The organism is Pelagibacterium sp. 26DY04, from assembly GCF_031202305.1.
In the GTDB taxonomy this organism is placed as follows: Bacteria; Pseudomonadota; Alphaproteobacteria; order Rhizobiales; family Devosiaceae; genus Pelagibacterium.
The window spans coordinates 3,355,192-3,377,141 of record NZ_CP101731.1; the positions used below are offsets into that span (position 1 = coordinate 3,355,192).

The 21,950-nt window shown below is 60.4% G+C and carries 26 protein-coding genes; 16 read left to right on the forward strand and 10 right to left on the reverse strand.

The features are described from left to right. Nucleotides 1-42 precede the first annotated feature (42 nt). Nucleotides 43-2,121 (reverse strand): heavy metal translocating P-type ATPase, encoded by a 2,079-nt coding sequence (locus NO932_RS16660; protein ID WP_309208507.1) that lies wholly within the window; start codon nucleotides 2,119-2,121, stop codon nucleotides 43-45. A gap of 135 nt (nucleotides 2,122-2,256) precedes the next feature. On the opposite strand from NO932_RS16660, the gene NO932_RS16665 reads away from it, so the two are divergent. Then, complete coding sequence (locus tag NO932_RS16665) at nucleotides 2,257-3,045, forward strand: YdcF family protein (RefSeq protein WP_309208508.1); 789 nt, start codon at nucleotides 2,257-2,259, stop codon at nucleotides 3,043-3,045. A gap of 15 nt (nucleotides 3,046-3,060) precedes the next feature. Then, on the forward strand, nucleotides 3,061-3,516 hold the full coding sequence (locus NO932_RS16670) for a cytochrome c (protein WP_309208509.1): 456 nt from the start codon (nucleotides 3,061-3,063) through the stop codon (nucleotides 3,514-3,516). 34 nt (nucleotides 3,517-3,550) lie between these two features. Here the strand turns inward: NO932_RS16670 and cueR are convergent, their stop codons facing one another. Next, complete coding sequence (cueR, locus tag NO932_RS16675) at nucleotides 3,551-4,012, reverse strand: Cu(I)-responsive transcriptional regulator (protein WP_309208510.1); 462 nt, start codon at nucleotides 4,010-4,012, stop codon at nucleotides 3,551-3,553. Beyond that, on the reverse strand, nucleotides 4,009-6,549 hold the full coding sequence (locus NO932_RS16680; protein ID WP_309208511.1) for a heavy metal translocating P-type ATPase: 2,541 nt from the start codon (nucleotides 6,547-6,549) through the stop codon (nucleotides 4,009-4,011). The genes cueR and NO932_RS16680 overlap by 4 nt, the downstream gene beginning before the upstream one ends. 140 nt (nucleotides 6,550-6,689) lie before the next feature. Between NO932_RS16680 and NO932_RS16685 the strand changes: the two genes are divergently transcribed. The 4 genes from NO932_RS16685 to NO932_RS16700 all read left to right on the forward strand — a co-directional run bounded on the left by NO932_RS16685 (nucleotide 6,690) and on the right by NO932_RS16700 (nucleotide 9,785). Continuing rightward, nucleotides 6,690-6,887, forward strand: a complete 198-nt coding sequence (locus tag NO932_RS16685) for a heavy-metal-associated domain-containing protein (protein WP_309208513.1) — start codon at nucleotides 6,690-6,692, stop codon at nucleotides 6,885-6,887. After that, a complete protein-coding gene (locus NO932_RS16690; protein ID WP_309208514.1) occupies nucleotides 6,884-7,342 on the forward strand; it encodes a hypothetical protein in 459 nt (152 codons plus the stop codon). Before NO932_RS16685 ends, NO932_RS16690 begins: the two co-directional genes overlap by 4 nt. 64 nt (nucleotides 7,343-7,406) lie before the next feature. Then, the gene (locus NO932_RS16695) at nucleotides 7,407-8,867 is read left to right on the forward strand and encodes a multicopper oxidase family protein (RefSeq protein ID WP_309208516.1); all 1,461 of its coding nucleotides are present in this window, start codon (nucleotides 7,407-7,409) and stop codon (nucleotides 8,865-8,867) included. Nucleotides 8,868-8,924: 57 nt separating this feature from the next. Next, on the forward strand, nucleotides 8,925-9,785 hold the full coding sequence (locus NO932_RS16700) for a F510_1955 family glycosylhydrolase (RefSeq protein ID WP_309208517.1): 861 nt from the start codon (nucleotides 8,925-8,927) through the stop codon (nucleotides 9,783-9,785). A gap of 43 nt (nucleotides 9,786-9,828) precedes the next feature. On the opposite strand, the gene NO932_RS16705 is transcribed toward NO932_RS16700, so the two are convergent. From NO932_RS16705 to NO932_RS16720, 4 genes are all read right to left on the reverse strand, one after another. Continuing rightward, nucleotides 9,829-10,257 (reverse strand): FixH family protein, encoded by a 429-nt coding sequence (locus tag NO932_RS16705; RefSeq protein ID WP_309208519.1) that lies wholly within the window; start codon nucleotides 10,255-10,257, stop codon nucleotides 9,829-9,831. Then, nucleotides 10,254-11,351, reverse strand: a complete 1,098-nt coding sequence (locus NO932_RS16710; RefSeq protein WP_309208521.1) for an acyltransferase — start codon at nucleotides 11,349-11,351, stop codon at nucleotides 10,254-10,256. Before NO932_RS16710 ends, NO932_RS16705 begins: the two co-directional genes overlap by 4 nt. 85 nt (nucleotides 11,352-11,436) lie before the next feature. Next, entirely contained in the window at nucleotides 11,437-11,814 is a 378-nt protein-coding gene (locus NO932_RS16715; protein ID WP_309208523.1) for a hypothetical protein, read from the reverse strand. A gap of 96 nt (nucleotides 11,815-11,910) precedes the next feature. Further along, nucleotides 11,911-12,054 (reverse strand): hypothetical protein, encoded by a 144-nt coding sequence (locus NO932_RS16720; RefSeq protein ID WP_309208525.1) that lies wholly within the window; start codon nucleotides 12,052-12,054, stop codon nucleotides 11,911-11,913. A gap of 196 nt (nucleotides 12,055-12,250) precedes the next feature. On the opposite strand from NO932_RS16720, the gene NO932_RS16725 reads away from it, so the two are divergent. Both NO932_RS16725 and NO932_RS16730 read left to right on the forward strand, forming a co-directional pair. After that, nucleotides 12,251-12,733, forward strand: a complete 483-nt coding sequence (locus NO932_RS16725) for a DUF305 domain-containing protein (protein ID WP_309208526.1) — start codon at nucleotides 12,251-12,253, stop codon at nucleotides 12,731-12,733. Between the two features lie 304 nt (nucleotides 12,734-13,037). After that, nucleotides 13,038-13,544 carry a DUF305 domain-containing protein gene (locus NO932_RS16730; protein ID WP_309208528.1) on the forward strand — a complete coding sequence of 169 codons (507 nt, stop codon included), beginning with the start codon at nucleotides 13,038-13,040 and terminating at the stop codon, nucleotides 13,542-13,544. Between the two features lie 95 nt (nucleotides 13,545-13,639). Here NO932_RS16730 and NO932_RS16735 read toward each other — a convergent pair whose 3' ends face one another. Both NO932_RS16735 and NO932_RS16740 read right to left on the reverse strand, forming a co-directional pair. Then, nucleotides 13,640-14,914: a Y-family DNA polymerase gene (locus tag NO932_RS16735; RefSeq protein ID WP_309208530.1), complete on the reverse strand. Its 1,275-nt coding sequence runs from the start codon at nucleotides 14,912-14,914 to the stop codon at nucleotides 13,640-13,642. Further along, complete coding sequence (locus NO932_RS16740; protein WP_309208532.1) at nucleotides 14,911-15,345, reverse strand: translesion error-prone DNA polymerase V autoproteolytic subunit; 435 nt, start codon at nucleotides 15,343-15,345, stop codon at nucleotides 14,911-14,913. The genes NO932_RS16735 and NO932_RS16740 overlap by 4 nt, the downstream gene beginning before the upstream one ends. Nucleotides 15,346-15,471: 126 nt before the next feature. Here NO932_RS16740 and NO932_RS16745 point away from each other — a divergent pair, with 126 nt between their 5' ends. From NO932_RS16745 to NO932_RS16780, 8 genes are all read left to right on the forward strand, one after another. Continuing rightward, the gene (locus tag NO932_RS16745; protein ID WP_309208534.1) at nucleotides 15,472-16,269 is read left to right on the forward strand and encodes a hypothetical protein; all 798 of its coding nucleotides are present in this window, start codon (nucleotides 15,472-15,474) and stop codon (nucleotides 16,267-16,269) included. 645 nt (nucleotides 16,270-16,914) lie between these two features. Further along, nucleotides 16,915-17,370 carry a protein psiB gene (locus NO932_RS16750; RefSeq protein ID WP_309208535.1) on the forward strand — a complete coding sequence of 152 codons (456 nt, stop codon included), beginning with the start codon at nucleotides 16,915-16,917 and terminating at the stop codon, nucleotides 17,368-17,370. Beyond that, on the forward strand, nucleotides 17,367-18,380 hold the full coding sequence (locus NO932_RS16755; protein ID WP_309208537.1) for a hypothetical protein: 1,014 nt from the start codon (nucleotides 17,367-17,369) through the stop codon (nucleotides 18,378-18,380). Before NO932_RS16750 ends, NO932_RS16755 begins: the two co-directional genes overlap by 4 nt. Before the next feature lie 225 nt (nucleotides 18,381-18,605). After that, nucleotides 18,606-18,845: a hypothetical protein gene (locus NO932_RS16760; RefSeq protein WP_309208540.1), complete on the forward strand. Its 240-nt coding sequence runs from the start codon at nucleotides 18,606-18,608 to the stop codon at nucleotides 18,843-18,845. 202 nt (nucleotides 18,846-19,047) lie between these two features. Next, nucleotides 19,048-19,290, forward strand: coding sequence for a type II toxin-antitoxin system prevent-host-death family antitoxin (locus NO932_RS16765; protein ID WP_309208542.1), 243 nt, complete (start codon nucleotides 19,048-19,050; stop codon nucleotides 19,288-19,290). After that, the gene (locus tag NO932_RS16770; protein WP_309208544.1) at nucleotides 19,283-19,702 is read left to right on the forward strand and encodes a hypothetical protein; all 420 of its coding nucleotides are present in this window, start codon (nucleotides 19,283-19,285) and stop codon (nucleotides 19,700-19,702) included. The genes NO932_RS16765 and NO932_RS16770 overlap by 8 nt, the downstream gene beginning before the upstream one ends. Before the next feature lie 3 nt (nucleotides 19,703-19,705). Further along, on the forward strand, nucleotides 19,706-20,032 hold the full coding sequence (locus NO932_RS16775) for a hypothetical protein (protein ID WP_309208547.1): 327 nt from the start codon (nucleotides 19,706-19,708) through the stop codon (nucleotides 20,030-20,032). Between the two features lie 427 nt (nucleotides 20,033-20,459). Next, nucleotides 20,460-20,648 carry a trans-acting factor B gene (locus NO932_RS16780; RefSeq protein ID WP_309208548.1) on the forward strand — a complete coding sequence of 63 codons (189 nt, stop codon included), beginning with the start codon at nucleotides 20,460-20,462 and terminating at the stop codon, nucleotides 20,646-20,648. A gap of 139 nt (nucleotides 20,649-20,787) precedes the next feature. On the opposite strand, the gene NO932_RS16785 is transcribed toward NO932_RS16780, so the two are convergent. Beyond that, complete coding sequence (locus tag NO932_RS16785) at nucleotides 20,788-21,885, reverse strand: NAD(P)/FAD-dependent oxidoreductase (RefSeq protein WP_309208550.1); 1,098 nt, start codon at nucleotides 21,883-21,885, stop codon at nucleotides 20,788-20,790. Nucleotides 21,886-21,950 lie beyond the last annotated feature (65 nt).

Consider the following 21,950-nt stretch of genomic DNA (forward strand, 5'->3'; position numbering starts at 1 on the left):
CTTCGAGCAGCCGGGTTCGTCACCGTATCCGGGCGGACATACTCATCGCTCCATGTCGAGGCGGCGCAGCAACTGTGCGTTGAGTGCAACGATCACCGTGCTGGCTGACATTAGAACTGCACCGGCAGCTGGAGCCAGCACGATACCTGCCCAATAGAGCACACCAGCGGCGAGTGGGATGGCGACAATGTTGTAGCCAGCCGCCCACCAAAGGTTTTGGATCATCTTCCGGTAGCTCGCCCGGCTCAGCGTGACGATCCGCGCGATGTCGCGCGGGTCGGACCGGACCAGGATCACATCACCTGCTTCGACGGCCACATCGGTTCCCGCTCCAACGGCGACGCCTACATCAGCGGTCACTAGCGCCGGCGCATCATTGACGCCATCGCCCACCATGGCAACCCGTTTGCCCTGGGCCTGCAACTCCTTAATTTTTTTCGACTTCTGGTCGGGCAACACACCCGCAAAGACGGTGTCGATGCTCAGTTCACGAGCGACTGAGCGAGCCACGGCTTCGGAGTCGCCAGTCAAGATTGCGACCTCGATGCCCATGGTCTGCAGTTTTGCAACGGCCTCCTTGGATTCGGGACGCACTTGGTCGGCGACGGCGAAAGCCGCCAATATCCGATTACCTTCCGAGAGGAAGATTGCAGCTTGTCCGCTTTCTTCGAAACGAGCCACTGCGCGTTTGATATCGTTATCGAGATCAATGTTGTGATCACGCAGCATGGCCGGCCCTCCTACGGCTAACCGACGGCCACTCACGTTGGCCTCGACGCCCTTGCCTGCTGCCGCCTCGAAATCTGACGAGGGGAGCAGTCGGAGGCCCTTGTCCTCAGCACTCTTGACGAGAGCCTGGGCGATGGGGTGCTCGCTATCCCGCTCGACCGCCGCCGCCAAACTCAACGCCTCATCGGATCCGACTCCCCCTGTTGCGACAATCTCGATGACGCGATGGGAGCCGAGGGTCAGCGTTCCGGTCTTGTCGAATACCACAGTGTCAAGGTTGCGGGCGTCCTCGAGACCGCGCCGATCGCGCACCAGCAACCCATTTTGGGCTCCCAACGTTGTCGAAATTGCCGTCACAAGCGGAACCGCGAGTCCTAGTGCGTGCGGACAGGCAATGACGAGTACGGTCACGACGCGGGTGACTGTGAAATCGATCTCAGCACCCAGCAGGAACCACGCCGCCAACGTTGCCCCACCAGCCACTATGGCCACGATCGTCAGCAGATACGCCGCCCGGTCGGCCAGAGCCTGTGCTCGGGAGCGCGAGTTTTGTGCCTGCGAGACGAGCCGCATGATGCCAGCGAGCGCCGTGCCTTGCCCTGTCTTGAGCACGCGAATGCGAAGCGAGCCTTGTCCGTTTACCGTCCCACCAAGAACCTCCGCCCCGTCGGCCTTATCGATCAGCTGCGATTCCCCAGTGATCATGGACTCATTCACAGCGCTCTTTCCGGAAACTACGACACCGTCAGCAGGTATGGCGGCCCCGGGACGAACCAGAACGATATCGTCGGCACGAAGGTCGGAAACAAGAACTTCCTCGCTCTGATCGTCGCCGATCACACGAACCGCCATATCCGGCAGCAGCTTTGCGAGTTCGTTGAGAGCTCCCTGCGCTTGAGAGATCGAGCGCATCTCAATCCAATGCCCCAACAGCATGATGGTAACTAGAGTGGCCAATTCCCACCATAACGGGTGTCCATCAAGCCCAAGAAGGACGGCAACGCTGTAGAGAAAGGCCACCATGATAGCGAGAGAGATCAAGGTCATCATGCCTGGCAAGCGGGCTTGAAGTTCTCCCAGGGCGCTACGAAGAAAAACCCAGCCGCCATAGAAAAAAACGATGGTGCCAAACACCGCAGGTATGAAGGCCGATCCCGGAAATTGAGGTGCGGTATAGCCAAACCATTCCTGGATCATCGGCTCCCAAATAACAGTGGGCACTGTCAGCGCTAACGAAAGCCAAAACTTGTCGCGAAACATGGCGACCGAGTGTCCGGCGTGCTTGTCGTGCTCCCCGGCATCGCCGCTGTTTGGCCCGCTATGATCGTGGTCGTGGTGGTTATGGTGGTCCATTGGTGAAGTCCCTTCGCAATGGCGGCTATGAAGGCTCATGAATTCCCCACCCTAGCGAGATCAAGAGCCTTCACACCGAAGCATGCACCTTCCAACCGTAGGAAGGTCAAGAGAACAATGCTCAATCCTTTGTTGATGCCATGGTGTTATGAGGCGACATCAAGGAGGCTGCCAGTGTTCTTCTTTCTGTCTCAAATCCTCGACTTCTTCGCCACTCCGTCCAACGTCCTTATTCTAATGCTCCTGGTAGCATGGGGATTCTGGATCTTGCGATACCGAAGGCTGGCGGCGACACTCGGCATCATTTCAACCTCCGTCTTGGTGTTGGCTGCCTGGACACCGATGGGCCTCCTTGCTCTGGCAGCCCTCGAGAACCGGTTCCCGCGGCAGTCGTTGCCCACTGACGTCTCTGGTGTGATTGTGCTCGGAGGCGCAGTCGACACGCACATCTCCCATGACCGCGATGCGCTGTCGCTCAATGAAGCAGGAGAGCGTATTGTAGAAACTCTTGTCCTCGCCGAGCGGTATCCACAATCCGCAATTTTCCTCTCGGGGGGAGGCGGACACCTGTCAAACGATGGTTCCCTGACCGAGTCCGAGCTTGCCCGGCAAGCCCTTTTAGCCGGCGGGGTCGAGGCGGACCGCATCACTATGGAAGAAATCTCGCGCAACACCTGCGAAAACGCTTGGGAAACAGCGGCTGCCCTTCCGGATAACGCACGGGGGGCATGGGTTCTCTTAACGTCGGCAAGTCACATGCCACGCGCAATGGCCTGCTTCAGGACGACGAACCTCACGGTCATCCCCTACTCGGTCGATTACCGCACCAAATCCCTGGATGACAACTGGCCGGTTACGGCATCGAGCGGATTATCAGCAATCGATCTGGCCGCGCATGAATGGATTGGCCTAATAACCTATCGTCTGGCAGGGTTTACCGAAGAATTGTTTCCGTCGCCGTAGAATGAGAATGCACGAATGCCCCGCAATGCCATAGTGTTGATCGCTGTCATCTTGCTAGTCGCGGCCGTTTCAGTGGCCGTCTTTTGGTATGGACGTTCCGCGATCGGCCCGGGAAACGCTGAGCACCTTGCTGAGGGGCAGCAGCTTTATCTCGACAACTGCGCCGCATGCCATGGCGAAGCGCTTGAGGGCCAACCGGAGTGGCGCACACGTCTACCCAGCGGCCGCATGCCGGCTCCCCCACATGATGAAACAGGCCATACATGGCACCACAGCGACGAACAGCTCTTTCGTATTACACGCGACGGGGTAGCTGCGATCGTCGGCGGCAATTACGAGAGCGATATGCCAGGGTTTGGTGATCTTCTCACCGACCGCGAAATACAAGACATTCTCGACTACATCAAGAGCACCTGGCCCGAGCGCGAACGAGCCTATCAGGCAGAGATGTCAAACCGTGATAACGGGTAAACGATCTCTCTTGTCTTAAATAGCGCCATCCAGATCAGGTGGTTTTTGCGGAAGCGAGCGCCGCAGCGCCGAAGCGTGGCTCGCGCTTCGGCTTTTGCGTGGGCGGTTCGGACTTTGCGAAATCCTCTATAATGGGACAGTCGGGACGATCGTCTCCATGACAATGGGCGGCGAGGTGCTTGAGGGTAGCACTCATCTGCTGCAACGCTTTCGCCTTTTCCTCGAGCATCTTCACATGCTCCAGCGCTATGGCCTTGACGTCGGCACTGGCCCGCCCGCGATCACGCCAAAGCGCCAGAAGCTCACGCATCTGGTCTACTGAAAAGCCAAGATCCCGAGCACGGTTGATGAAGCGCAGGGCATGAATGTCCTGATTTTCGTAGATGCGATAACCTGCCTCAGTCCGATGTGCCGACGATATAAGCCCGATGGATTCGTAATAACGGATCATCTTGGCCGACACGCCAGAAGCACGGGCTGCCTGTCCAATGTTCATTGTACATGCTCCAGTGTAATCGCGCCGCGCGGTTGTTCCGCGGCGCCATTTTGATGGCCGCCCGGCCGAGGCGAGAACCGCCTCAGCCGTAATGCGTTGCTCAGTACGAATACGCTCGACAAAGCCATCGCTCCTGCCGCCAAGGCAGGCGAGAGCAGAACTCCGTAGACCGGATACAAGATACCCGCAGCCACCGGAATTAGGGTGGTGTTGTAAGCGAAAGCCCAAAAGAGGTTCTGCTTGATGTTGCGGATCGTTGCCTTGCTCATGGCGATGGCGTCAGCAACGGCTCTTAGGTCTCCCGACATTAACACTACGTCGGCACTTTCGATGGCGATATCGGTTCCCGTTCCAACGGCTATACCCACATCCGCTTCTGCCAGCGCTGGCGCGTCGTTGATGCCGTCGCCGACGAAAGCCAGTTGGCGTCCTGCCCCGCGGAGCCGTTTGATGGCATCGACCTTGCCGCTCGGCAGGACCTCGGCAACCACCTCGTCAATCCCCAACTGGTGTGCGACGGCATGGGCGGTTTTCTCGTTATCGCCTGTGATCATCGCTACGCTGAGGCCCAAAGCGTGCAGACGTTCGACCGCCTCTCGCGATGTCGGCTTAATAGGGTCGGCGACCGCGATGATGGCCGCGAGCTTTCCATCAATTGCAGCATAGAGCGGTGACTTGCCCGCCCCGGCAAGTAACCCGGCTTGATCCGCGAATGCGTCAATAGAGACGCCGGCACGCTGCATGGCGCGATCAGCGCCGACGAGCACTTTGCGACCATCAACAAGGCCGGTAACTCCGAAGCCAGGGTCGGCTTCGAATTCATGCGCTACCGTAAATTCAATGCTCCTGTTTTGGGCTCCCCGCACGATCGCTTCTGCAATCGGGTGTTCAGAGAGTTGTTCCAGGCTGGCGACCATCTTGAGTACGCCTGCCTCTTTGAAGCCCGGAGCAACTATCAGATCGGTAAGCTCGGGCTGGCCCTGCGTTAGGGTGCCGGTCTTGTCGAGCGCGACGATTTCGGCCGAACGCAGGCTTTGCAGTGCCTCGCCCTTGCGGAACAGGATACCCAGTTCAGCGGCTCGGCCCGTGCCCACCATGATCGACGTTGGTGTCGCGAGGCCCATGGCACAGGGGCAAGCGATAATCAGCACGGCGACGGCGTTGACGAGAGCAAAGCTCAGTTGCGGCGAAGGTCCGAAGACAAGCCAAACCAGAAACGTCAGAGCCGCCACGCCGATCACGATCGGCACGAAAACGCCCGTCACCCGGTCAACAAGGGCCTGAATCGGCAGCTTGGCCCCTTGGGCAGCTTCGACCATGGTAATGATTTGAGCCAGCACGGTATCGCGGCCAATACGCGTCGCCTCGAATGTGAAGGCACCGGTCTTGTTTATTGTTCCGCCGACAACCTCGGCCCCTTCGGATTTCTGGACTGGGACCGGCTCCCCGGTGATCATGGCTTCATCCACGAAGGACGAGCCCGACAGCACACGCCCATCGACCGGGATCTTCTCTCCGGGCCGAATGTGGATGACATCTCCAACGATAACCGCCTCGAGTGCAATCTCGACAGTTTCCCCTTCGCGCTCAACACGCGCCGTCTTGGCCTGCAACCCAACGAGCCGCTTGATGGCCTGACTGGTGCGGCCCTTCGCCCGCGATTCAAGATAACGTCCCAACAGGACCAGAGTCACGATGACCGCGGCCGCTTCGTAATAGACATTTCCCGTGCCGGCCGGGAGTAGTTGCGGCGAGAAGGTTGCGACCACCGAAAAGCCCCAGGCCGCCGTTGTCCCGAGCGCGACAAGGGAGTTCATGTCGGGAGAACCGCGCCAGAGGTTGGGATAGCCCTTCAAAAAAAACCGGCGCCCCGGCCCGAACAGCACGATCGAGGCGAGAACAAATTGCAGATAGCGATTTGCCTCCATCCCAATTGTGTCCATGATGAGCATATGAACCGCTGGGATGAAGTGCGAGCCCATCTCGATGATGAAAAGCGGAGCCGTGAGCAGGGCTGCAAGAAGCGTCGAATTGCGCAGCGAGATCGCCTCGGCCTCCTTGACACTCTCTCGAGTGGGTGCCCCTGCTCCTTGTTCGACATCGCGTACAGAATAACCCGCCGTCTCAACGGCTCGCGCTAACGCCTCTTTCGTCGCCGTTCCCTGGAGAACTTCGACAGTAGCGCGTTCGGTTGCAAGGTTAACCGCTGCATCGACAACGCCGTCTACGAGCTTAAGCGCTTTTTCGACACGGCCCACGCAGGATGCGCAGGTCATCCCTTCGATCTCGAGCGTGAAGGTGTCGGCGGCTGCGGGCTTATATCCCGAGTTTCGAACCGCTTCAACGACCTCACGAGGGTCGGTTTGGCTCGAAAGTTCAACCCGTGCCCGTTCGGTAGCCAGATTTACAGAAGCCGAAGAGACGCCCGGAACGGTGCGAATGGCTTTTTCAACGCGGGAGACGCAAGACGCGCAGGTCATGCCCTCAATACCCAGATCTAAAGTCTTGAAGCGTTCGATTGATTGCATCTGATTCATTTTCTGCAGTCCTTACTCGGCAACTGCACAATGATATAATCCTTCCAACCATGGGAAGGTCAAGACTGAAAAACTTACTTGACCTTGCCACCGTGGGAAGCTCCATCCTCACCTCACTGGTAACTGGAAGGAATGAACCGATGCATGAGTATAAAGTAGAGGACATGACGTGTGGCCATTGCGCCGGAACGGTCGAGAAGGCCATAAAGGCGACCGACCCAGCCGCGAAGGTCGAGGTTGACCTAAGCAACCATACCGTCCGCATCGAGAGCGCGCAGCCGAGCGAAGCATTCAAGCGCGTCATCGAAAACGCCGGATACTCGCCTGAGCCGAAATGAGCCACGACCCTGGTGCGATGTGTCGCGCCGGGGTCGACAATGATCGTCTTGATGGCGTTTCCGCCCAGGATTACTATTCAACTATGTTCGTGCTCGCCTCGTACATCATGCGGATTGTTGCTGTTGTCACAGTGGTTCTGTCGATGACAACCATGTCGTGGGTACAGATGTCCGGCGATGGCAGTCGCATGCAGCACCACAAGGCGCCTCAGGTCAGCGCGGATGCCGCGGTTTCGACGACTGGGCACGAATCCGAGCACAAGAACACCGGGCTGCACCACAACACGCTTTGCGCAACAGCGTGCGCCCTTGCTGGAACATTTCCGACGGCCTTAGATTTTAACTACCCCCTTAGCTTAGAACTGAAGTCCACGCCATTTGACGACATAGGGCGGCCTTCCTTCGGCCCCGAGCCGGGCCGTCGCCCTCCAAAACCCGATCCGACCCTCGTCTGAAGCTCCGTCTCTCTGGGCGGAAAACGTACAGTCGCGCCTTCGCGCGCAAAGATCGGATAATGGAATGACTATCACCTTGAACCGCCGTGGTTTTCTCACGGCGACAGCCGCGCTTGCGGCATCCACTGCCTTCCCTTTTTCAAGTCAGGCCCAAGGACCTCTCCGCCGCCTCGTGGCCTCCACCCGTACGATCGAAGTCAATGGAAAGGCCGCCTCCATCTATGGCATTTCCGGCCCGGATGGACGGCAGGGGCTCACTCTCGACCCAGGTGATCGCTTCGCACTAACCCTCGAAAACAGCCTGGACGTCGAGACTATCATTCACTGGCATGGGCAGCTTCCCCCCAATGCGCAGGACGGCGTCCCCGGCATGCCGATGCCCAAACTCGCTAGTGGTGAAACCCGGTCGTACGATTTCGAACCTCTGGCAGGAACCCACTGGATGCACAGCCATGTGCCGATCCAGGAGATGAACATGCTTGCCGCCCCGCTCATCGTCCGCCGCGTAGAGGACGTGGCTGAGGATCGGCAGGAGGTCGTCATGTTCCTTCACGATTTTTCGTTCAAGAACCCCGAAGCAATCCTCGAAGAAATCACCAGCGGAACCGGGCACGGGGATATGAATCACGGCTCGTCGATGCCGATGAACCATGGCGGCATGGATATGGGGCGAATGGACATGAGCGACATGGCGAGCATGTCCACGATGGCCATGGACCTCAACGATTTCGATTTCGACGCGTACCTTGTCAACGATCGGACCCTGGACGATCCCGAGCTCGTGCATGTCGATCGCCGCGGACGGGTCAAGCTGCGCATCATCAACGGGTCATCGGCGACTTCTTACTGGATTGATACGGGGATCGATGGACGTCTGATGGCCGTCGATGGCCACAAGGTTGCTCCGATCACCAGGCGCCGGTTCGGGCTTGCCATGGGACAGCGTCTCGACATCGACCTCGATCTGCCTGCGGAGACCCGGGCCTTCCCCATTCTGGCGCTCCGCGAAGGTGAGCGAGAACGCACCGGCTTGATTCTCGTACCGCGAGGAGCAGCAGTCTCGAGGATGTCGGGGATGAGCGAGACTGGTGCCCCGGCGTTCGACGTCGACTTTTCGCAGGAGGCAGCATTACGGGCTATCGACCCTCTGCCCGAACGGACGGTTTCCAATAGCCGGATGGTGATGCTGGAAGGAACCATGACGCCCTATGTCTGGACAATCGATGGTCGCGGCTGGGGTGAACATGAACCGATCGTCGCCAAGAGCGGCGAGCGTGTCGAACTCACTTTCCACAACATGTCGATGATGGGCCACCCCATGCACCTTCATGGCCACGCCTTTCAAGTCGTGGGGATCGGATCGCGACGCTTTGCGGGCGCAGTACGCGACACAGTCTACGTGCCGCCGATGGCAAGCGTGACCATCGCCATTGATGCTGGCGAAGCGGCCAGATGGATGCTCCATTGCCACCACATGCCGCACCTCTCGACAGGCATGATGACCGAGTTCCGCGTCGAGGCCTGAACCGAAACCAGCCGGCCTCGGACAACGGGGTCGGCGCTGACATATGAGGAGATGACCATGTCATTTTTCAAGTTCGTTCTGGTCACATTGGTCGCCGCGTTGTTGGGTTTGCCACACCTCGCACTGAGCCAGGAAGCGCGCCCGCTGGGCGAAGTCCTTGAGCAGACCCACATTCACGGTCTGGCACCTGAGCTGAACTCGAGCCGTATCCTGATGGCCACGCACCACGGCTTATGGGCTGTCGATCTCGATCAGGAGACAGCACATCTGCTGGGAGACAGCCGCAACGATTTTATGGGTTTCTCGTCCCACCCTGCCGATGCTGGAAGGTTTTGGGCAAGTGGCCATCCGATTACTGGTGGCAATCTCGGTGTGATCATGAGTATGGACGGTGGTGTAAACTGGACGAAAGTTGCCGAGGGTGTCGGCGGTCCCGTCGACTTCCACCAAATGACCATTAGCCAAGCTGATCCAAACGTACTTTACGGCGTTCACCAGGGGGCGAGCCTTCAGAAGAGCGACGACGGTGGACGCAGCTGGGATGAAGTCGGACTTCTGCCCGACGGCATTATCGATCTCGCTGCCTCCGCAATCGCGCCAAACACTCTATTCGCGGCCACCAACACGGGACTTTTCAAGAGTGAAGATGCAGGCCGGACGTGGATGCGGATCTATGAGAGTAGCGCCCCGGTTTCTTCGATTCACGTAGACGAGACCGGTGTCGTCGCCTTCATCCTCGGCGTCGGGATAGTTACGGCGAGCGAGAACGACCTCGCCTTTTCTGTTGTCGCCGACGACTTTGGCAACACTTACCTGTTGCATCTGACGTCCATCGAGGCAGGGTTCGTCGCCGTGACGGATCAAAACGCCCTTGTCGTCCTGTCACCCGAAGGCCAACCGGTAAAAACGATTTCTTGACGAAGAGCGTTGGGGGCGCATTGGCGCCCCCAACGGCACGGTCCTACCATCGAAGTTCGAGCTGTCCGAACTCATCAGCGAACTGAATTCGAACCTCCCAGGTTCCAGGCATGGGAAGAATGGCACTTGCTTGGTAAGCTCCTGGCCCAGCAGACAGAATCTCGACCGGGACACTCATCTGATGTGCAGGCATATTGACTTGCACATCAGGTTCTGGGGGTTCCTGTTGGCCGATCGGCACATCGATGAACACGGTCAGGACTCCGCTGCCGTTGATACTGGCACTGGCGTCAAACGACATGTCGTCGGCATCGGCTGCCGACATTCCACCTGATCCCGGAGGAATCCGAGCGATCCATGGGATACTGGCGAGCATCAAGACCAATCCCAGAAACAAGGCGCCTGCCGTCCAAATGGCCACGGACGGGAAGGTGTATCGGCGTCGACGATGGCTCTCATTTCGCAGCTTCATAGTACCTTTTCCTCTGCTCGCGCCTTGAGTTGAAGCGCGGGTTTTTCGATCCATCGCCAAGACAGATAAGCCAGGCCCCCGGCGATGGTGCCGGAAAGGACGAAAAGTACCAGGACCTGGGGACCGGCCCAGATCGGTTCGCGCGTCAGAACCTGCTGAACTGGCCAAGCGAGAAGGTAGATCCCATAGGACAAATCGTGCCGCCGTGCGAAAGCACCCAGGCCGCCCCAGCTCGATCCGCCTGCATAGAGCGCCACATAGCCGATGCCGACGATCCAGGTGATTTCGGCAAAGGGGCTCCCTGTACCCGCGAGAGCCAAGGCAACCGCAGCCGCCGACCATCCGAACCGCATGGGAACGAGCGTTCCGAGCTGCCTCCCGACCACCCCGGTGAGAAAGGCGAAGGAAAATCGCAGTAGGCTTTCGAGCGGCGGCTCCCCAGTCGGGTCGGCCCCGACGTCGCCTGCCAGGGTTACGGCAACCGCCAACCAGGCCGCGATCGCGAACGATCGATGACGGAGGAAGCCGAGTGCTGCCGCAACACCGAAGACTATGTAGCTCAGGATCTCATATTTTATCGTCCAGAGCGGAACATTGACGTCGCCGGGGTATCGCCCGTGCTCGAACATCGATGGCAGGACAGCGCCCTCGAAGTTCCAAGCCACGTTGATCGGGTAGAGCCAGGTCCCGGGATCGAGAAAATACGACGGCAAAGCAGCACTGGTCCCGAAAGGGCCCACGAACAGTGCGGTGAACGCCGCGCTCGCGACCAGAGCGGGATAGATTCGAAGGAAGCGATTGCGTGCGAAACGACGCAGGCCGCCCTGATGAAGCAGGCTGTGGGTCAGCATGGCGCCCGAGAGTACGAAGAATATGTTCACGGCAGTGGCACCAAGGTCGTAGACGGCCCAGGCCAAGGGATCGTGATCGGGCGAGCTGAATCCGAGGAGCAGCGAATGGGAAAGGACGACGCTCAATGCAGCGATCAGGCGCACCGCGCCATAGCTGTTGTCTGGAGCGGAGAATGCGGACGAAAGCACCATGGGCGCGCCTGCGCCTGAAACTGGCGCCGGCTCATCGACGGGTCGGGTCATTGTCATACCGGGATCTGAGATTGAACAGACCTCTTGCCCGCAGAGACTTGGGCTCTGCGGTTCAAGAGGTCAGCGAGCGATGGCGCTAGACCGATCTCGGCGGTTGTTCGATCCGGGTCGGCACACCGGACAATTGGGCGTCGGGATGCAACGCGCCCCAAGCACCGGGGCGTTCGGGTCCATGCGCTGCGCCGGGCTCAATCGCCATCGGCGTCTCATGGACGTGATCGCTGCTGTCGTGTTGAGCGAACCCGGCGCCGCCGGGTTCCTGCTCGAACATCGCCATCGCCGCAGAATGGGTCTCGCCCACAGCTTTGTGCGCCATGCCCGGATGGAGGGGCGCATGGGTGGCCTGGAGAGGGAAAGCGACGACTGCTACGCACACAATCATGACAAAGCGCAGGAACGCTTGCCAACCTGACGCGTTTGTTGCTTGACCCGTCACTGTTTCATTGGTCTCCATCCGGCCATCAGCGTCGGCAGCATAATCAACGTGATCGACGAGGTCCAGCCGCGCGAGCCTCGGGGCGCATCATTGGGCCCACTCCAGTCGAAGGTTTCAATGGGCCAGTTCTTGAAGTTCATTCTTGTCCCGCTTCTCGTCACCGCAAGTCTTCTCGCGGCGCCAGCGGCAATGAGTGAGCCGTCCCCCTCGATCGACCATTTCGCCGCCGCCCATCACGATGATGGCAACGGCATTCATGACGAATGCCCGACGCTCGGCTGTTGTCTGTTGCCGGCCCCAACTGTGCGGCCGACCAATTCGACGCGCCCAGGGGATTCGATCTTCCCCCTGCGGGCCGCGATCCTTTCGGGCGAACGTCCGAGCGTACCGGCACCCCCTCCAAAGCCTCCGGTTTGAAGAACAACACCACTGAATTCGAAACCGGAGAATTAAAATGAAAACCTTCAAGATCCTCGGCGTGGCGATGCTCATCGCGGGCACGTCATCCGTCGCCCTCGCACAGGGGATGGACCACTCCAATATGGACGCTTCGGCCGGAGACGGCATGTCCATGGAAGCCGAAGCCGCCAGCACCTCGGACCTGCCCGAGATCTGCCTCCAGAACGCCGACCACATGGCCGGAATGTCCATGGATATGGACATGAGCGCGATGATGGAGGGCATGAGCGAGGGTCATCGGGCCATGATGGAGAACATGGGCGAGATGCACAGCGAGATGATGGCGGCCATGATGGTCGAGGACTTCGACGTCGCCTTCATCTGCGGGATGATCCCACACCACCAGGGCGCTCTTGATATGGCCAACGCTGCGCTCGAATATGCCGAAGACGAATGGGTGAAGGAAATCGCCCAGGAAATCGTCGATGCTCAAGAGCGCGAAATTGCCGAGATGCGCGAGTGGCTGGAGGACCGATAGAAACTGCTGGCCGGGTCATCCCCGGCCAGTTCTTTCGGATCGCGTCGGTGCGCTCTACAGTACGAGCACGGCCGTAGGTCATACGGCAAGATCACGGGAGCTCATTCCTGCACAGTCGCCGCCCGGCGGCGGCTCAGTTTGCTGGCATATAAAGACTGTTCCTCGGGTGATCTGATGCAGAACCGAAAATGACCCCGTCGTCTGCCCGTTGGAATCCCCCCAACCCGCTGGCGCTCAAGCAATGGCTGATCTTCGCACCGAGAGTGCCGGGCTCGCTTCCCGATCGAATAGAAGGGACTATGACATGGACCGTTCTTCACACCCGTCAGGAAATCACGATCACCGTCATGGCGGCCGCCCCTATCTGATGTTCTGGATCAACATGGCGTTGGGCCTCCTCGTCATGTACGTCGTAATGTTCTCGATGATCGACGGATGGCACGATTTCCGGAACAACCTGAACATGTTCTACATGGCGGTGACCATGTGGGCGCCGATGGGTATCTTCATGCTCGCCACCATGCCGGGCATGTTCCCGAACAAGCGGCTCAACATCGCGCTGTATCTCGCATTCATCGTCCTGACCGGAGCGTCCTTCGCGGGGACGCGCACGCAGGCGCTGATCGACGATCAGCGCTTCATCGATTCCATGATCCCGCACCATTCAGGAGCAATCCTCATGTGCCGTGAGGCCAACATCGACGATGCGGAACTCACCGCATTATGCGACGAGATCGTGGAAGCTCAACGCTCTGAAATCAATCAAATGGAAAACATCGCCCAACGGCTTGAAGCCGCCCCAGGAGGCTGATCGGGAACTTGCAATACGCTGCTAAACGCGAGTCGACTATCGTGGCGGCGAGGCCTCGCTCGCAGAGCGGAGAGTCGCCGAGACTTGATAAGCGCCTAACACTTCGCTCTCGGCAGATCATCGAGGCGCGTCGTGTAACGGAGCGATCGCCGGTCGAACTTCGTTTGCCATTCCCGTTTTCGGATACCAGTTGCCGCCGGCACCAATGTTGCGCGGCCGAACCTGTCATTGATCGCATCGAGGGCGCCCATGAGCCGCGCGGACTTTTCCCGGTCCCGCGCGTCGAACAACGGCCGCGGCGCGCTGCCGGCGACGATCAGATCATCCATGATGATGCCGGCCTTCGAATAGCGGAACCCGTCACGGAAGATCGCCAGCGCGCCGCGCTTGGCCGCATCGATCAAATCGAGCGTGTCGGCCGAGGCTTCGGGCAGGTTTACCGTCTTTGACGCCGAGTGCGACGGATCGCGACGGTTGAACGGCGACGTGTGCATGAAAACCACCATATGGGCAGTTTCCAGCCCATGCCGGCGCAACTTCTCCCCTGCCCTGGTCGCGTAGGCCGAAACCGCCTCGAGCATGCCGTCGAGCGTCGTCACCGGCGTCCCAAAGCTCCGCGTGACCGCGCAGCCTTTCCGCCGCGGCGCGACCTCTTCGAGATCCATGCAGGAGATGCCGCGCAGCTCGAGCACGGTCTTTTCGCCCACGACCGTCATGCGCTGACGCGCCAGACGTGCCGGCATGTCGCGCAGATCGGCCGCACTCTCGATGCCGAGCGCCATCAGTTTGGCCTCTGACGCCGAGCCGATGCCCCACACATCGCCAACCTCGACGCGCGGCAACCAACGGTCCCGCTCGCGCGGGTCCGTCAGGTCGCAAACGCCATCGAGCTCCGGATTTTTCTTGGCGATGTGGTTTGCCAATTTCGCCAGGGTTTTCGTCGGGCCAATGCCGACACAGGTCGGAATCCCCGTCCACTGGCGCACCGTCGCGCGCAGATCGCGGCCATAGGCCACGCGATCGCGCGCGGGAACGCCCGTCAGATCGAGAAAGCTTTCATCGATCGAGTAAACCTCGACCTCGGGCGCCCACTCCCGATAGATCGCGTTCATGCGCGCGCTCATGTCGCCGTAGAGCGTATAGTTCGAGCTGAAGACCGCAACCCGATTGTCGGCGCACAGGTCTCGAATCTTGAAATACGGTTCCCCCATGCGGATGCCGAGCGCCTTCGCCTCGGCCGTCCGTGCGACCGCGCAGCCGTCATTGTTCGAGAGCACAATCACCGGCCTGGTTGCAAGCTTGGGATCGAAAACCCGCTCGCACGAGCAATAGAATGAATTGCCGTCAATCAGGGCCACGGCGCGGCTCATTGGCCCCTGCCCTGCCGGCGCAGCCAATGGATGTTGCACACCACCACGCCCCAAATCTCGACTTCGGCAATCTCGGGCAACTCGAAAAACGGCATTTCCCGGTTCTCGAAAATCAACCGCGGCCGCCCGCCGGCGATCCGAAGCCGTTTTAGCGATTGCTCGCCATCGATGATCGCCACGACAATATCGCCATCGACGGGATTGAGCGATCGGTCGACGACCAGCAGGTCGCCATGAAAGATTCCGGCGTCGCGCATCGAGTGCCCGTCGACCCGCCACAGGAAGGTCGCCGGCCTGTTGCGGACCAGAAGCGCATTGAGATCGATCGCCTCGTCGAGAAAGTCATCCGCCGGCGACGGAAAGCCGGCGCAGAGCCCATGCGCGAACACCGGGACCAGAATTTCGGCCTCGAATTTGAGTTCGATAAGCATGAGAAAATGAGCCTTTCGACGAGCAGTGAAAGGAACAAAGCAGGAACATAATCCCATCGTCAGGTCAAGATAAATCGCGGTGCGCAAGCGCCGCAGCACCGGCCGCCATGAGCAGAAATCGACTCAATGAACGGCAGCTTCGCGCCAATTCGGTTCAACGGCCAGATCGATCTATTGCGTCGAACACCCCGGAATCAGGCGCTTTTCATCACCAGCCTTGAAAATCGATGGCCGATTGGTGTCTCATTTGCTTCGCGATCCGAAGTGACGCGGCGATGCCCATTTCGCTCTTGCCCGCACGTTTCGGCATCGCCGCACTGTGCGGAGCGGGCAAGAGCGAGGGCAGGCTACGCCTGCCACACAGAACAGCGGCCCGGGAGGCAAGGCCAGATGATTTCCTCGAACGCAATTTTCCAGGCCCTCGTTGAAACCTCCGTGTATCTCAACAACGAAGATCTCGGCCCGATCGCCGGCGAAGCCTTTGACCGCCAGCTCGGCCGGTTCAACGCGCTGCAGGGCCTCAAAAACCAGATCGCCCGCCAGGAGCTGTTCGCAAGAGCCAATACGATTGCCGTCTATTGCGGGTTCACGGCGTTGAAAGCCTATTGCCAGGAGCTCGATGAGGAAGGGATTTCGACGCCCTATCGGTTGTCGGCCGACCAGGTGGAATCGATCGATCGCGACCATGAAGGCATGCGGTTTTTAGCGGTCATGGACGTCTATGAAATGGCGAAAACCGGGGCAAATCTCGGCTGGAAACGGCAGTGGTGTCCGTTTCGGGGACCGGCGGAAACCTTGTGGCATGCAGCGTTCAGAGGCGAATTGTTCTATGGCCGGCTCCGCGCAGCCGGAGTGTTGCTCGAACAGCAGATCGTGCGGTTTCATTCCGAAAGCGCGACCGAGTTCGGCCAGAGGGCAAACTGACGTGACAAAGATTTGGGCACGTCGCTTCGCGACCGCGCTCTATGCGCAAGCGCACGGAGCCAGCCCTTCGGTCCGTCTCCGCCCATCCGGGTTACGATCGCATCGTGCAACGGCCGCCCCTGGGCGGCCCAACCGATGCCTGAAACGACCGGACGCATCGTTTACACCCGCCGACCCACTTCCATATAGGTCAAGGCCGGTTACGGCAGTCGTGCGCTGACGGGTTGCTAGCCCTTCTCGTCACGTATGACGGGGGAGTTGCCTGCGGGCAGCTCCCCTTTTTCGGTCAGGAAGATCGGCGGAGGCCGCAAGACGCGGCCGCTTCCGTTTTCCTGGCAGGGAGAAAGGACCCTGCCCTCTCTCCCCCACAAGCACAAAATCCGGTCTCCCCGTCCTTCCTCGCCTTACTCGAGCGCAAACCGCTCGAGCCGGCTCGTGCAGGATCGGCGCGGATCCGCATGCACGGATCTTGCGCCGCCCCTTCGCACACGCTCGGGCGGGCGAACCCCCTCCGGATTTTGCACTTGCCCCCCTCTCTCCCGGTCCTCGCCGGACGGTCAGGCGGACAGGCGCGGGCCTGTCCGCTGCCGTCAACGGAAAATGGCTTTCCGGCACCCGGACTGCCAGAGAGAAAGGGCAAAACCCATGAAAAACAACACCGCATCGCTCTACGTGCTGGACCCCGAAACGACCCTGTTTCGGCCCATGCTGATGTCCACCGAACACGGCTTTAAGCCGCTTTACGCGGCGATGGGCTGCACGCTGGTCGAGGCGTTGCGCTTCGATGACCGCCACCTGCTGTTTGCCGACGAGGACGGCTTGCGGGACGGGCTTACGGCCTTCACGATCTTTGACGGATACCCCCAGCCCTTGGCCGGAAAGCTGGTGCTGGCATGTCTTGACGACGAGCCGTTCGCAACGCCGCTGATCAGCATCGAGGACGCGGCCAAGCGCTTCGAATGCGCCCGCCCGCTGCTCGATCCTGTGTTTTCGTCGGAGGAAGGCACGCGCGGCAGCGGCCTTGTCTTCTCAACCATTCTGCAGGGCTTTCAGACCCGCATTGAACGGCGCGCCCCCACCATCACCGAAGGGGCCGCATGATGACCATAGCCCTGATCGAAAACGCGACCCTTGTCGTTTCGGTTGGTTCCTTTGCCGCGTCCATCGCGGCAAAGGGGATCGAGCACAAGTTTGACGCCCTCACCCACTATCCCGACCGGCGCGCCCGTATCGAACTGGACGAGCTGGCCGACCGGCTCAATCGCTTCGCGACCTTCGCCCGCGACCTGGCCGAAGATAGCAATATCGTCGCCGGTTTCGACGGCAGCGGCGAAGTCGAGCGGTTCGCGCGAAAGCACGTCGCCTTGACCCGCGCCTTTTGGGAGGCCGAAAGCCGTTGCCTGAACTGGTTCATCACCGGCCCGGCGAACTTCCCCAAGGCCCGAAACGAAAAGCGGCAGGCAACCGCGCAGAAGCGACGGCAGGAAATCAGCGACCACGAAGCCAAGGCCCGCAAGGCGATCCGGGCGCGCGCTCTGCCCTTCGGCGCCGAAGGCGATCCGATCCGCTCCAATGATCCCGATGCCATCGCCAAGATCGAGGCGAAAATTGCCGCCCTGTCCGATGCCATCGACAGCGCCAAAGCCGCCAATCGCATCATTCGGCGGATGGAAAAGGCCAATGCCGAGGAAGCCGATATGGTCAAAGCCGTGGTGGCCGAGACCAACGCCACCCCGGAAATCGCCGTGCGCGCCATCGTCTTGCAGCCATGGCAGACCCGGCGCGGCTACGACACGACCGGCGACCGTGCCGAGATTCGACGCCTCAAGATACGGCTGGCAACGCTGCGCCGCACCCAGGAGCGCGGCACGATCAGCCAGACCGTCGAGACCGAAACGGCGGCGTTCGAGGTCAAGGAAAATGCCGACATCGCGCGGCTGCAACTGATCTTTCCCGGCAAGCCGGACGCCGAAACGCGCGCCCTGCTCAAATCGAACGGGTTTCGATGGTCCCCGAGGGAAACCGCTTGGCAACGGCATTTGAACGAGGCGGGCCGCTGGGCGGCAAAGCGCGTCATGGCCGCGCTGGAGGGGCGTGTGTCCGATGCCTGATTTCACAGCACACCGGCACCCGGTTCTTGCCGTTCGGTGCCCGTCATGCGGCAAGGCGGTTGGCATCTGGTGCATTCGCCCCAGCGGCCATAAGGCGAGCGATTTGCATCGCCGTCGCCGGATCGAAGCGGATCGCGTGTTCGTCTGCCAGCATGGCGAAGCGGCCAGCATAGAAAGGCGCGGCGACGAGTGGGCGATTGACCCGCACGGACGGGAGCAACGGCCATGACGGAAGTGCGTTCGGTCCGGGTTTTCGACACCCCGTCAGGCATGGGCGGCAGCTTCACCGTCTCGATTGTCGAGACCCTGCCGGACGGGGAAACCGTCCGGCTGCGCGTCTGGTATGGCCGCGCCTCGCTGCATGGCTGGGTGCCGTGGCCCGATTGGGACGGCTACCGCTTCGAGGCGAAGAAATCGGCGCTTTCCAATGAACGCGACATGCCGCTTTTCAAGGAGCCGTCATAGGCGCGAGGCTGGGAGCTATCGTTTCGCATGGTTCCCAGCCGCCCGAGGCTCCGCGCCGTCGCACCCGCATCGAGCGGCTGCGACGGAGACGAGGGAAGCCCCTTGGCCCCTTCCCTCGCGCTCCCTTCCCACCCATGGTTTCAGTTTGCAGAATAATCAGAAACTCTGTATATTCTGCAAAACACAAATCGAGGTCCGCACCATGAAAGAATTTGCTGCCGCCGATCTCACCCGCAAGACGGGCGACCTGTTCGAAGCGGCGACCCTCTCGCCGGTCGCGATCACCAAGCATCGCAAGCCACGATACGTCATCATGTCGATGGAGCGCTATGAAAGTCTGACCCACGGTCACGACACCCGCCGCGCCTTCCACGTCGACGATCTTGACGACCAGGAGGCCGAAAAGCTGATCGGCGACCTGCAAAACAGCATCGACAATGACTGACGCATCCGGCCCAAGCCTTGGCGATGTGTGGCGGTTCCCGTTCCTGTGGAGCCGCGAGGCGGCGCGCGGGGAAACCGAGGGCCGGAAAGATCGGCCCGTCGTCCTGGCGCTGCTCGTGCGCAACCGCAATGACGAGCTCGTGGTGCTCATGGTGCCGATCACCAGCGTTCCGCAAACGGCGAGATACGCGATCGAGGTTCCCGAGATCGAGAAGCGCCGCGCCGGCCTCGATGCCCATATGCGGCTCTGGATCATCGCCGACGAGGCCAATGAGGACGTTCCGGCCCGCAGCTTTTATTTCGAGCCGGGCAACCGGATCGGCAAATTCAGCGCGCCGTTCACCAAGCAGGTGCAGGCCCTCATGATCGAGGCCCTGAAGGCGCGCCGACTGCAACGCACCAGCCGAGGCTAGACCATGCAAGGCGAAACCGCCCGACCCGACCGCTGCATGAACGATTTCGAGCGCGCCGCCTTCGAGCGCCTTTTGAAACTTGCCAAGCGCGATACCGGGCAATGCCGCATCGTGGCGAACTTCATTCTGGCGTGGTGGAACGCTGGCTCTCTTGGCGGCTTTGACCTGGCCGACCTGTTTGCGCTCGACCACGCGATTTCGTCGGACATGGCGACGATCGTCGTTTGCCTGTCGCGCAACAGCATGGCGTTCTATCCCGAGGAATACCGCAGCGACATCGAGGCGGTCATCGCGCAATGGCGTCCTGACATCTGGAACGCCAGCCGCTAACCTGCCGCGCCCGCATCGAGCGGGCGCACCCGATACGAGGGAAGCCCCAAAGCCCCTTCCCTCGCGCTCCCTTCCCCATCCACGGACATACGCGCCTAAGGGGCGCTTAGGCCGGTTTTCCAGCCGCGCCGGGGCTCGTGGTGTCGAAAAGCGCTGCATGCCGATGGAAAGGGCGATCTGCCCCGATCGGGCAGACCGGCCGACTGACCCGCAACCGGCGGCCGAGCGTTCAAACCCCGCGTTTTCGCATCTCCAAAGTGGCCGTTCGCAATCCTCAAGCTGCGCACGATACGCCCCGGTCCCGCCTCGTGAACGCAACCCTTCGGGTTCTTCACTGACGTTGCGACCGCTGCGCGGTGCGTTCGGCGGTCCCTGCTCTCCTTCGAGCTCCGCGATTGCGCACAACCACTTTGGAAGGAGATGCAACATGAAAACGCTCGTAGATTTCTGCCTGATGACCGGCCGCCGGGTTTCTCGCTGGGTCAATCGGCTGCTCCGCCGCCTGGCCCATAAGGGCCAGTTGCGGATCACCCTTTCCATCGGCATTCCGCTCCTTGCCCGGATCGAGCTCGCCTACATCATCGCGCTCGAGGGCGCGGCTGGAAAACCGGCCTGAAGGCCCAGCGCCCCGCTTCGGCGGGGCGTTCGTCTTCGTCCGTGCACCCATCATCAAACACCACGTCAGCTCTCGACCCCATCCCAGTCGCTCGTGTGGTCAGTCGTCCCTCCTGAAACCGGACTTCCGCTGGCCCTCGTCATCGGCCCCTATCGTCGCCGAAGCAGTATTGCACGCACAAGGGGACAACTACGGAAGCATCTTCGCCGGCACCCATAACGAGGGCTGAAGCACGATTCCGCTGCCATGGGCGACCTAGATGAAAAAGGCCAGGTACTGGAGCTAACCCGCCCTCTTGCAGAAAGCTTCCGTTGGAATGCGTACTGCCTGGAATCTGGAGCCAAGCGCTGTCGTCGCGGTATCCAATGCACCAAATGACGGAATCAATCGCCCGTTTAGACTTATCGGAAAAGGTAGCGGTTCGGCCGTTTGCTGACACCAAGCGTCCTGAGATGGCCACGCCCATCCGTTGCAGGTCGCCAAGGCTGCGTCCCCGGTCAGGAAATGGGTCGGCGCGCCGCATCAGGCGGCCTATCGCCGAACCGGGCCTTGCTCTCATCAAGCCGAGTGCGCGCAGCCACCACCACGTGCTCTTGCCCAAAATCCGCTCCGGAAACAGTCGTCGGCCGCGTCCAACAGCCAGTACGACGTCATGGGTAGCGGACAGTTCCGCCGCAATGTCGCGCCCGCTTGCTCCATCTCCCACGACGAGAACGGTGCCAGTCTGGACGTCAGCAGTATTGCGATAGCTCTCCGGTGTCAGTTGCGTAACTGCACTGTCGAAGTCGGTACCGATCGTTGGGAGAATCGGTTCCTGAAACGCACCCGTCGCGACGATCACCGCCTTGGCGATTATGTGCCTGCCATCATCGAGTTGCGCGGCGAAACGCTCATCAGTTTGGGGTTCGAGCTGAGCCACGCCATTTCCGGAGAGCACGGGTAGGTCGAAATGGCTGGCGTAGGCGTCGAGATAGTCCGCAAACTCATCTCGCGCTGGATAGCCTTCCGGATCGCCGTCGAGCGTAAGACCGGGCAGCGTACTAAATGCGCGCGGGGTGAACAGGGTCAGCGAATCGTAGCGACAGCGCCAACTGTCGCCAATGCGGGCATGGCGATCAACGATTACGAATGAAAGCTTTGTTCTGGCAAGATGGTAGCCGGCAGCGAGCCCCGCTTGACCAGCGCCGATCACCAGAACGTCTATTTCCTGCAAAGCTTGGGTCACGGATACCTGCAATCACGCTCCTGGTGGCCGGGACCATCAGACCACCTTTGGGGTTGATTGTTGCCTGCCAGACGCCG

What these genes read in the sequence shown, in the direction of transcription:
- NO932_RS16705 (WP_309208519.1), bottom strand. Translation starts at nt 10,257, where the DNA reads ATGAAGCTGCGAAATGAGAGCCATCGTCGACGCCGATACACCTTCCCG.
- NO932_RS16780 (WP_309208548.1), top strand. Translation starts at nt 20,460, where the DNA reads ATGAAAACGCTCGTAGATTTCTGCCTGATGACCGGCCGCCGGGTTTCT.
- NO932_RS16755 (WP_309208537.1), top strand. Translation starts at nt 17,367, where the DNA reads ATGATGACCATAGCCCTGATCGAAAACGCGACCCTTGTCGTTTCGGTT.
- NO932_RS16670 (WP_309208509.1), top strand. Translation starts at nt 3,061, where the DNA reads ATGCCCCGCAATGCCATAGTGTTGATCGCTGTCATCTTGCTAGTCGCG.
- NO932_RS16740 (WP_309208532.1), bottom strand. Translation starts at nt 15,345, where the DNA reads ATGCTTATCGAACTCAAATTCGAGGCCGAAATTCTGGTCCCGGTGTTC.
- NO932_RS16750 (WP_309208535.1), top strand. Translation starts at nt 16,915, where the DNA reads ATGAAAAACAACACCGCATCGCTCTACGTGCTGGACCCCGAAACGACC.
- NO932_RS16710 (WP_309208521.1), bottom strand. Translation starts at nt 11,351, where the DNA reads ATGACCCGACCCGTCGATGAGCCGGCGCCAGTTTCAGGCGCAGGCGCG.
- NO932_RS16680 (WP_309208511.1), bottom strand. Translation starts at nt 6,549, where the DNA reads ATGAATCAGATGCAATCAATCGAACGCTTCAAGACTTTAGATCTGGGT.
- NO932_RS16775 (WP_309208547.1), top strand. Translation starts at nt 19,706, where the DNA reads ATGCAAGGCGAAACCGCCCGACCCGACCGCTGCATGAACGATTTCGAG.
- NO932_RS16735 (WP_309208530.1), bottom strand. Translation starts at nt 14,914, where the DNA reads ATGAGCCGCGCCGTGGCCCTGATTGACGGCAATTCATTCTATTGCTCG.
- NO932_RS16715 (WP_309208523.1), bottom strand. Translation starts at nt 11,814, where the DNA reads ATGGAGACCAATGAAACAGTGACGGGTCAAGCAACAAACGCGTCAGGT.
- NO932_RS16745 (WP_309208534.1), top strand. Translation starts at nt 15,472, where the DNA reads ATGAACGGCAGCTTCGCGCCAATTCGGTTCAACGGCCAGATCGATCTA.
- NO932_RS16760 (WP_309208540.1), top strand. Translation starts at nt 18,606, where the DNA reads ATGACGGAAGTGCGTTCGGTCCGGGTTTTCGACACCCCGTCAGGCATG.
- NO932_RS16700 (WP_309208517.1), top strand. Translation starts at nt 8,925, where the DNA reads ATGTCATTTTTCAAGTTCGTTCTGGTCACATTGGTCGCCGCGTTGTTG.
- NO932_RS16730 (WP_309208528.1), top strand. Translation starts at nt 13,038, where the DNA reads ATGGACCGTTCTTCACACCCGTCAGGAAATCACGATCACCGTCATGGC.
- NO932_RS16695 (WP_309208516.1), top strand. Translation starts at nt 7,407, where the DNA reads ATGACTATCACCTTGAACCGCCGTGGTTTTCTCACGGCGACAGCCGCG.
- NO932_RS16660 (WP_309208507.1), bottom strand. Translation starts at nt 2,121, where the DNA reads ATGAGCCTTCATAGCCGCCATTGCGAAGGGACTTCACCAATGGACCAC.
- NO932_RS16720 (WP_309208525.1), bottom strand. Translation starts at nt 12,054, where the DNA reads ATGAATGCCGTTGCCATCATCGTGATGGGCGGCGGCGAAATGGTCGAT.
- NO932_RS16725 (WP_309208526.1), top strand. Translation starts at nt 12,251, where the DNA reads ATGAAAACCTTCAAGATCCTCGGCGTGGCGATGCTCATCGCGGGCACG.
- NO932_RS16685 (WP_309208513.1), top strand. Translation starts at nt 6,690, where the DNA reads ATGCATGAGTATAAAGTAGAGGACATGACGTGTGGCCATTGCGCCGGA.
- NO932_RS16765 (WP_309208542.1), top strand. Translation starts at nt 19,048, where the DNA reads ATGAAAGAATTTGCTGCCGCCGATCTCACCCGCAAGACGGGCGACCTG.
- cueR (WP_309208510.1), bottom strand. Translation starts at nt 4,012, where the DNA reads ATGAACATTGGACAGGCAGCCCGTGCTTCTGGCGTGTCGGCCAAGATG.
- NO932_RS16690 (WP_309208514.1), top strand. Translation starts at nt 6,884, where the DNA reads ATGAGCCACGACCCTGGTGCGATGTGTCGCGCCGGGGTCGACAATGAT.
- NO932_RS16770 (WP_309208544.1), top strand. Translation starts at nt 19,283, where the DNA reads ATGACTGACGCATCCGGCCCAAGCCTTGGCGATGTGTGGCGGTTCCCG.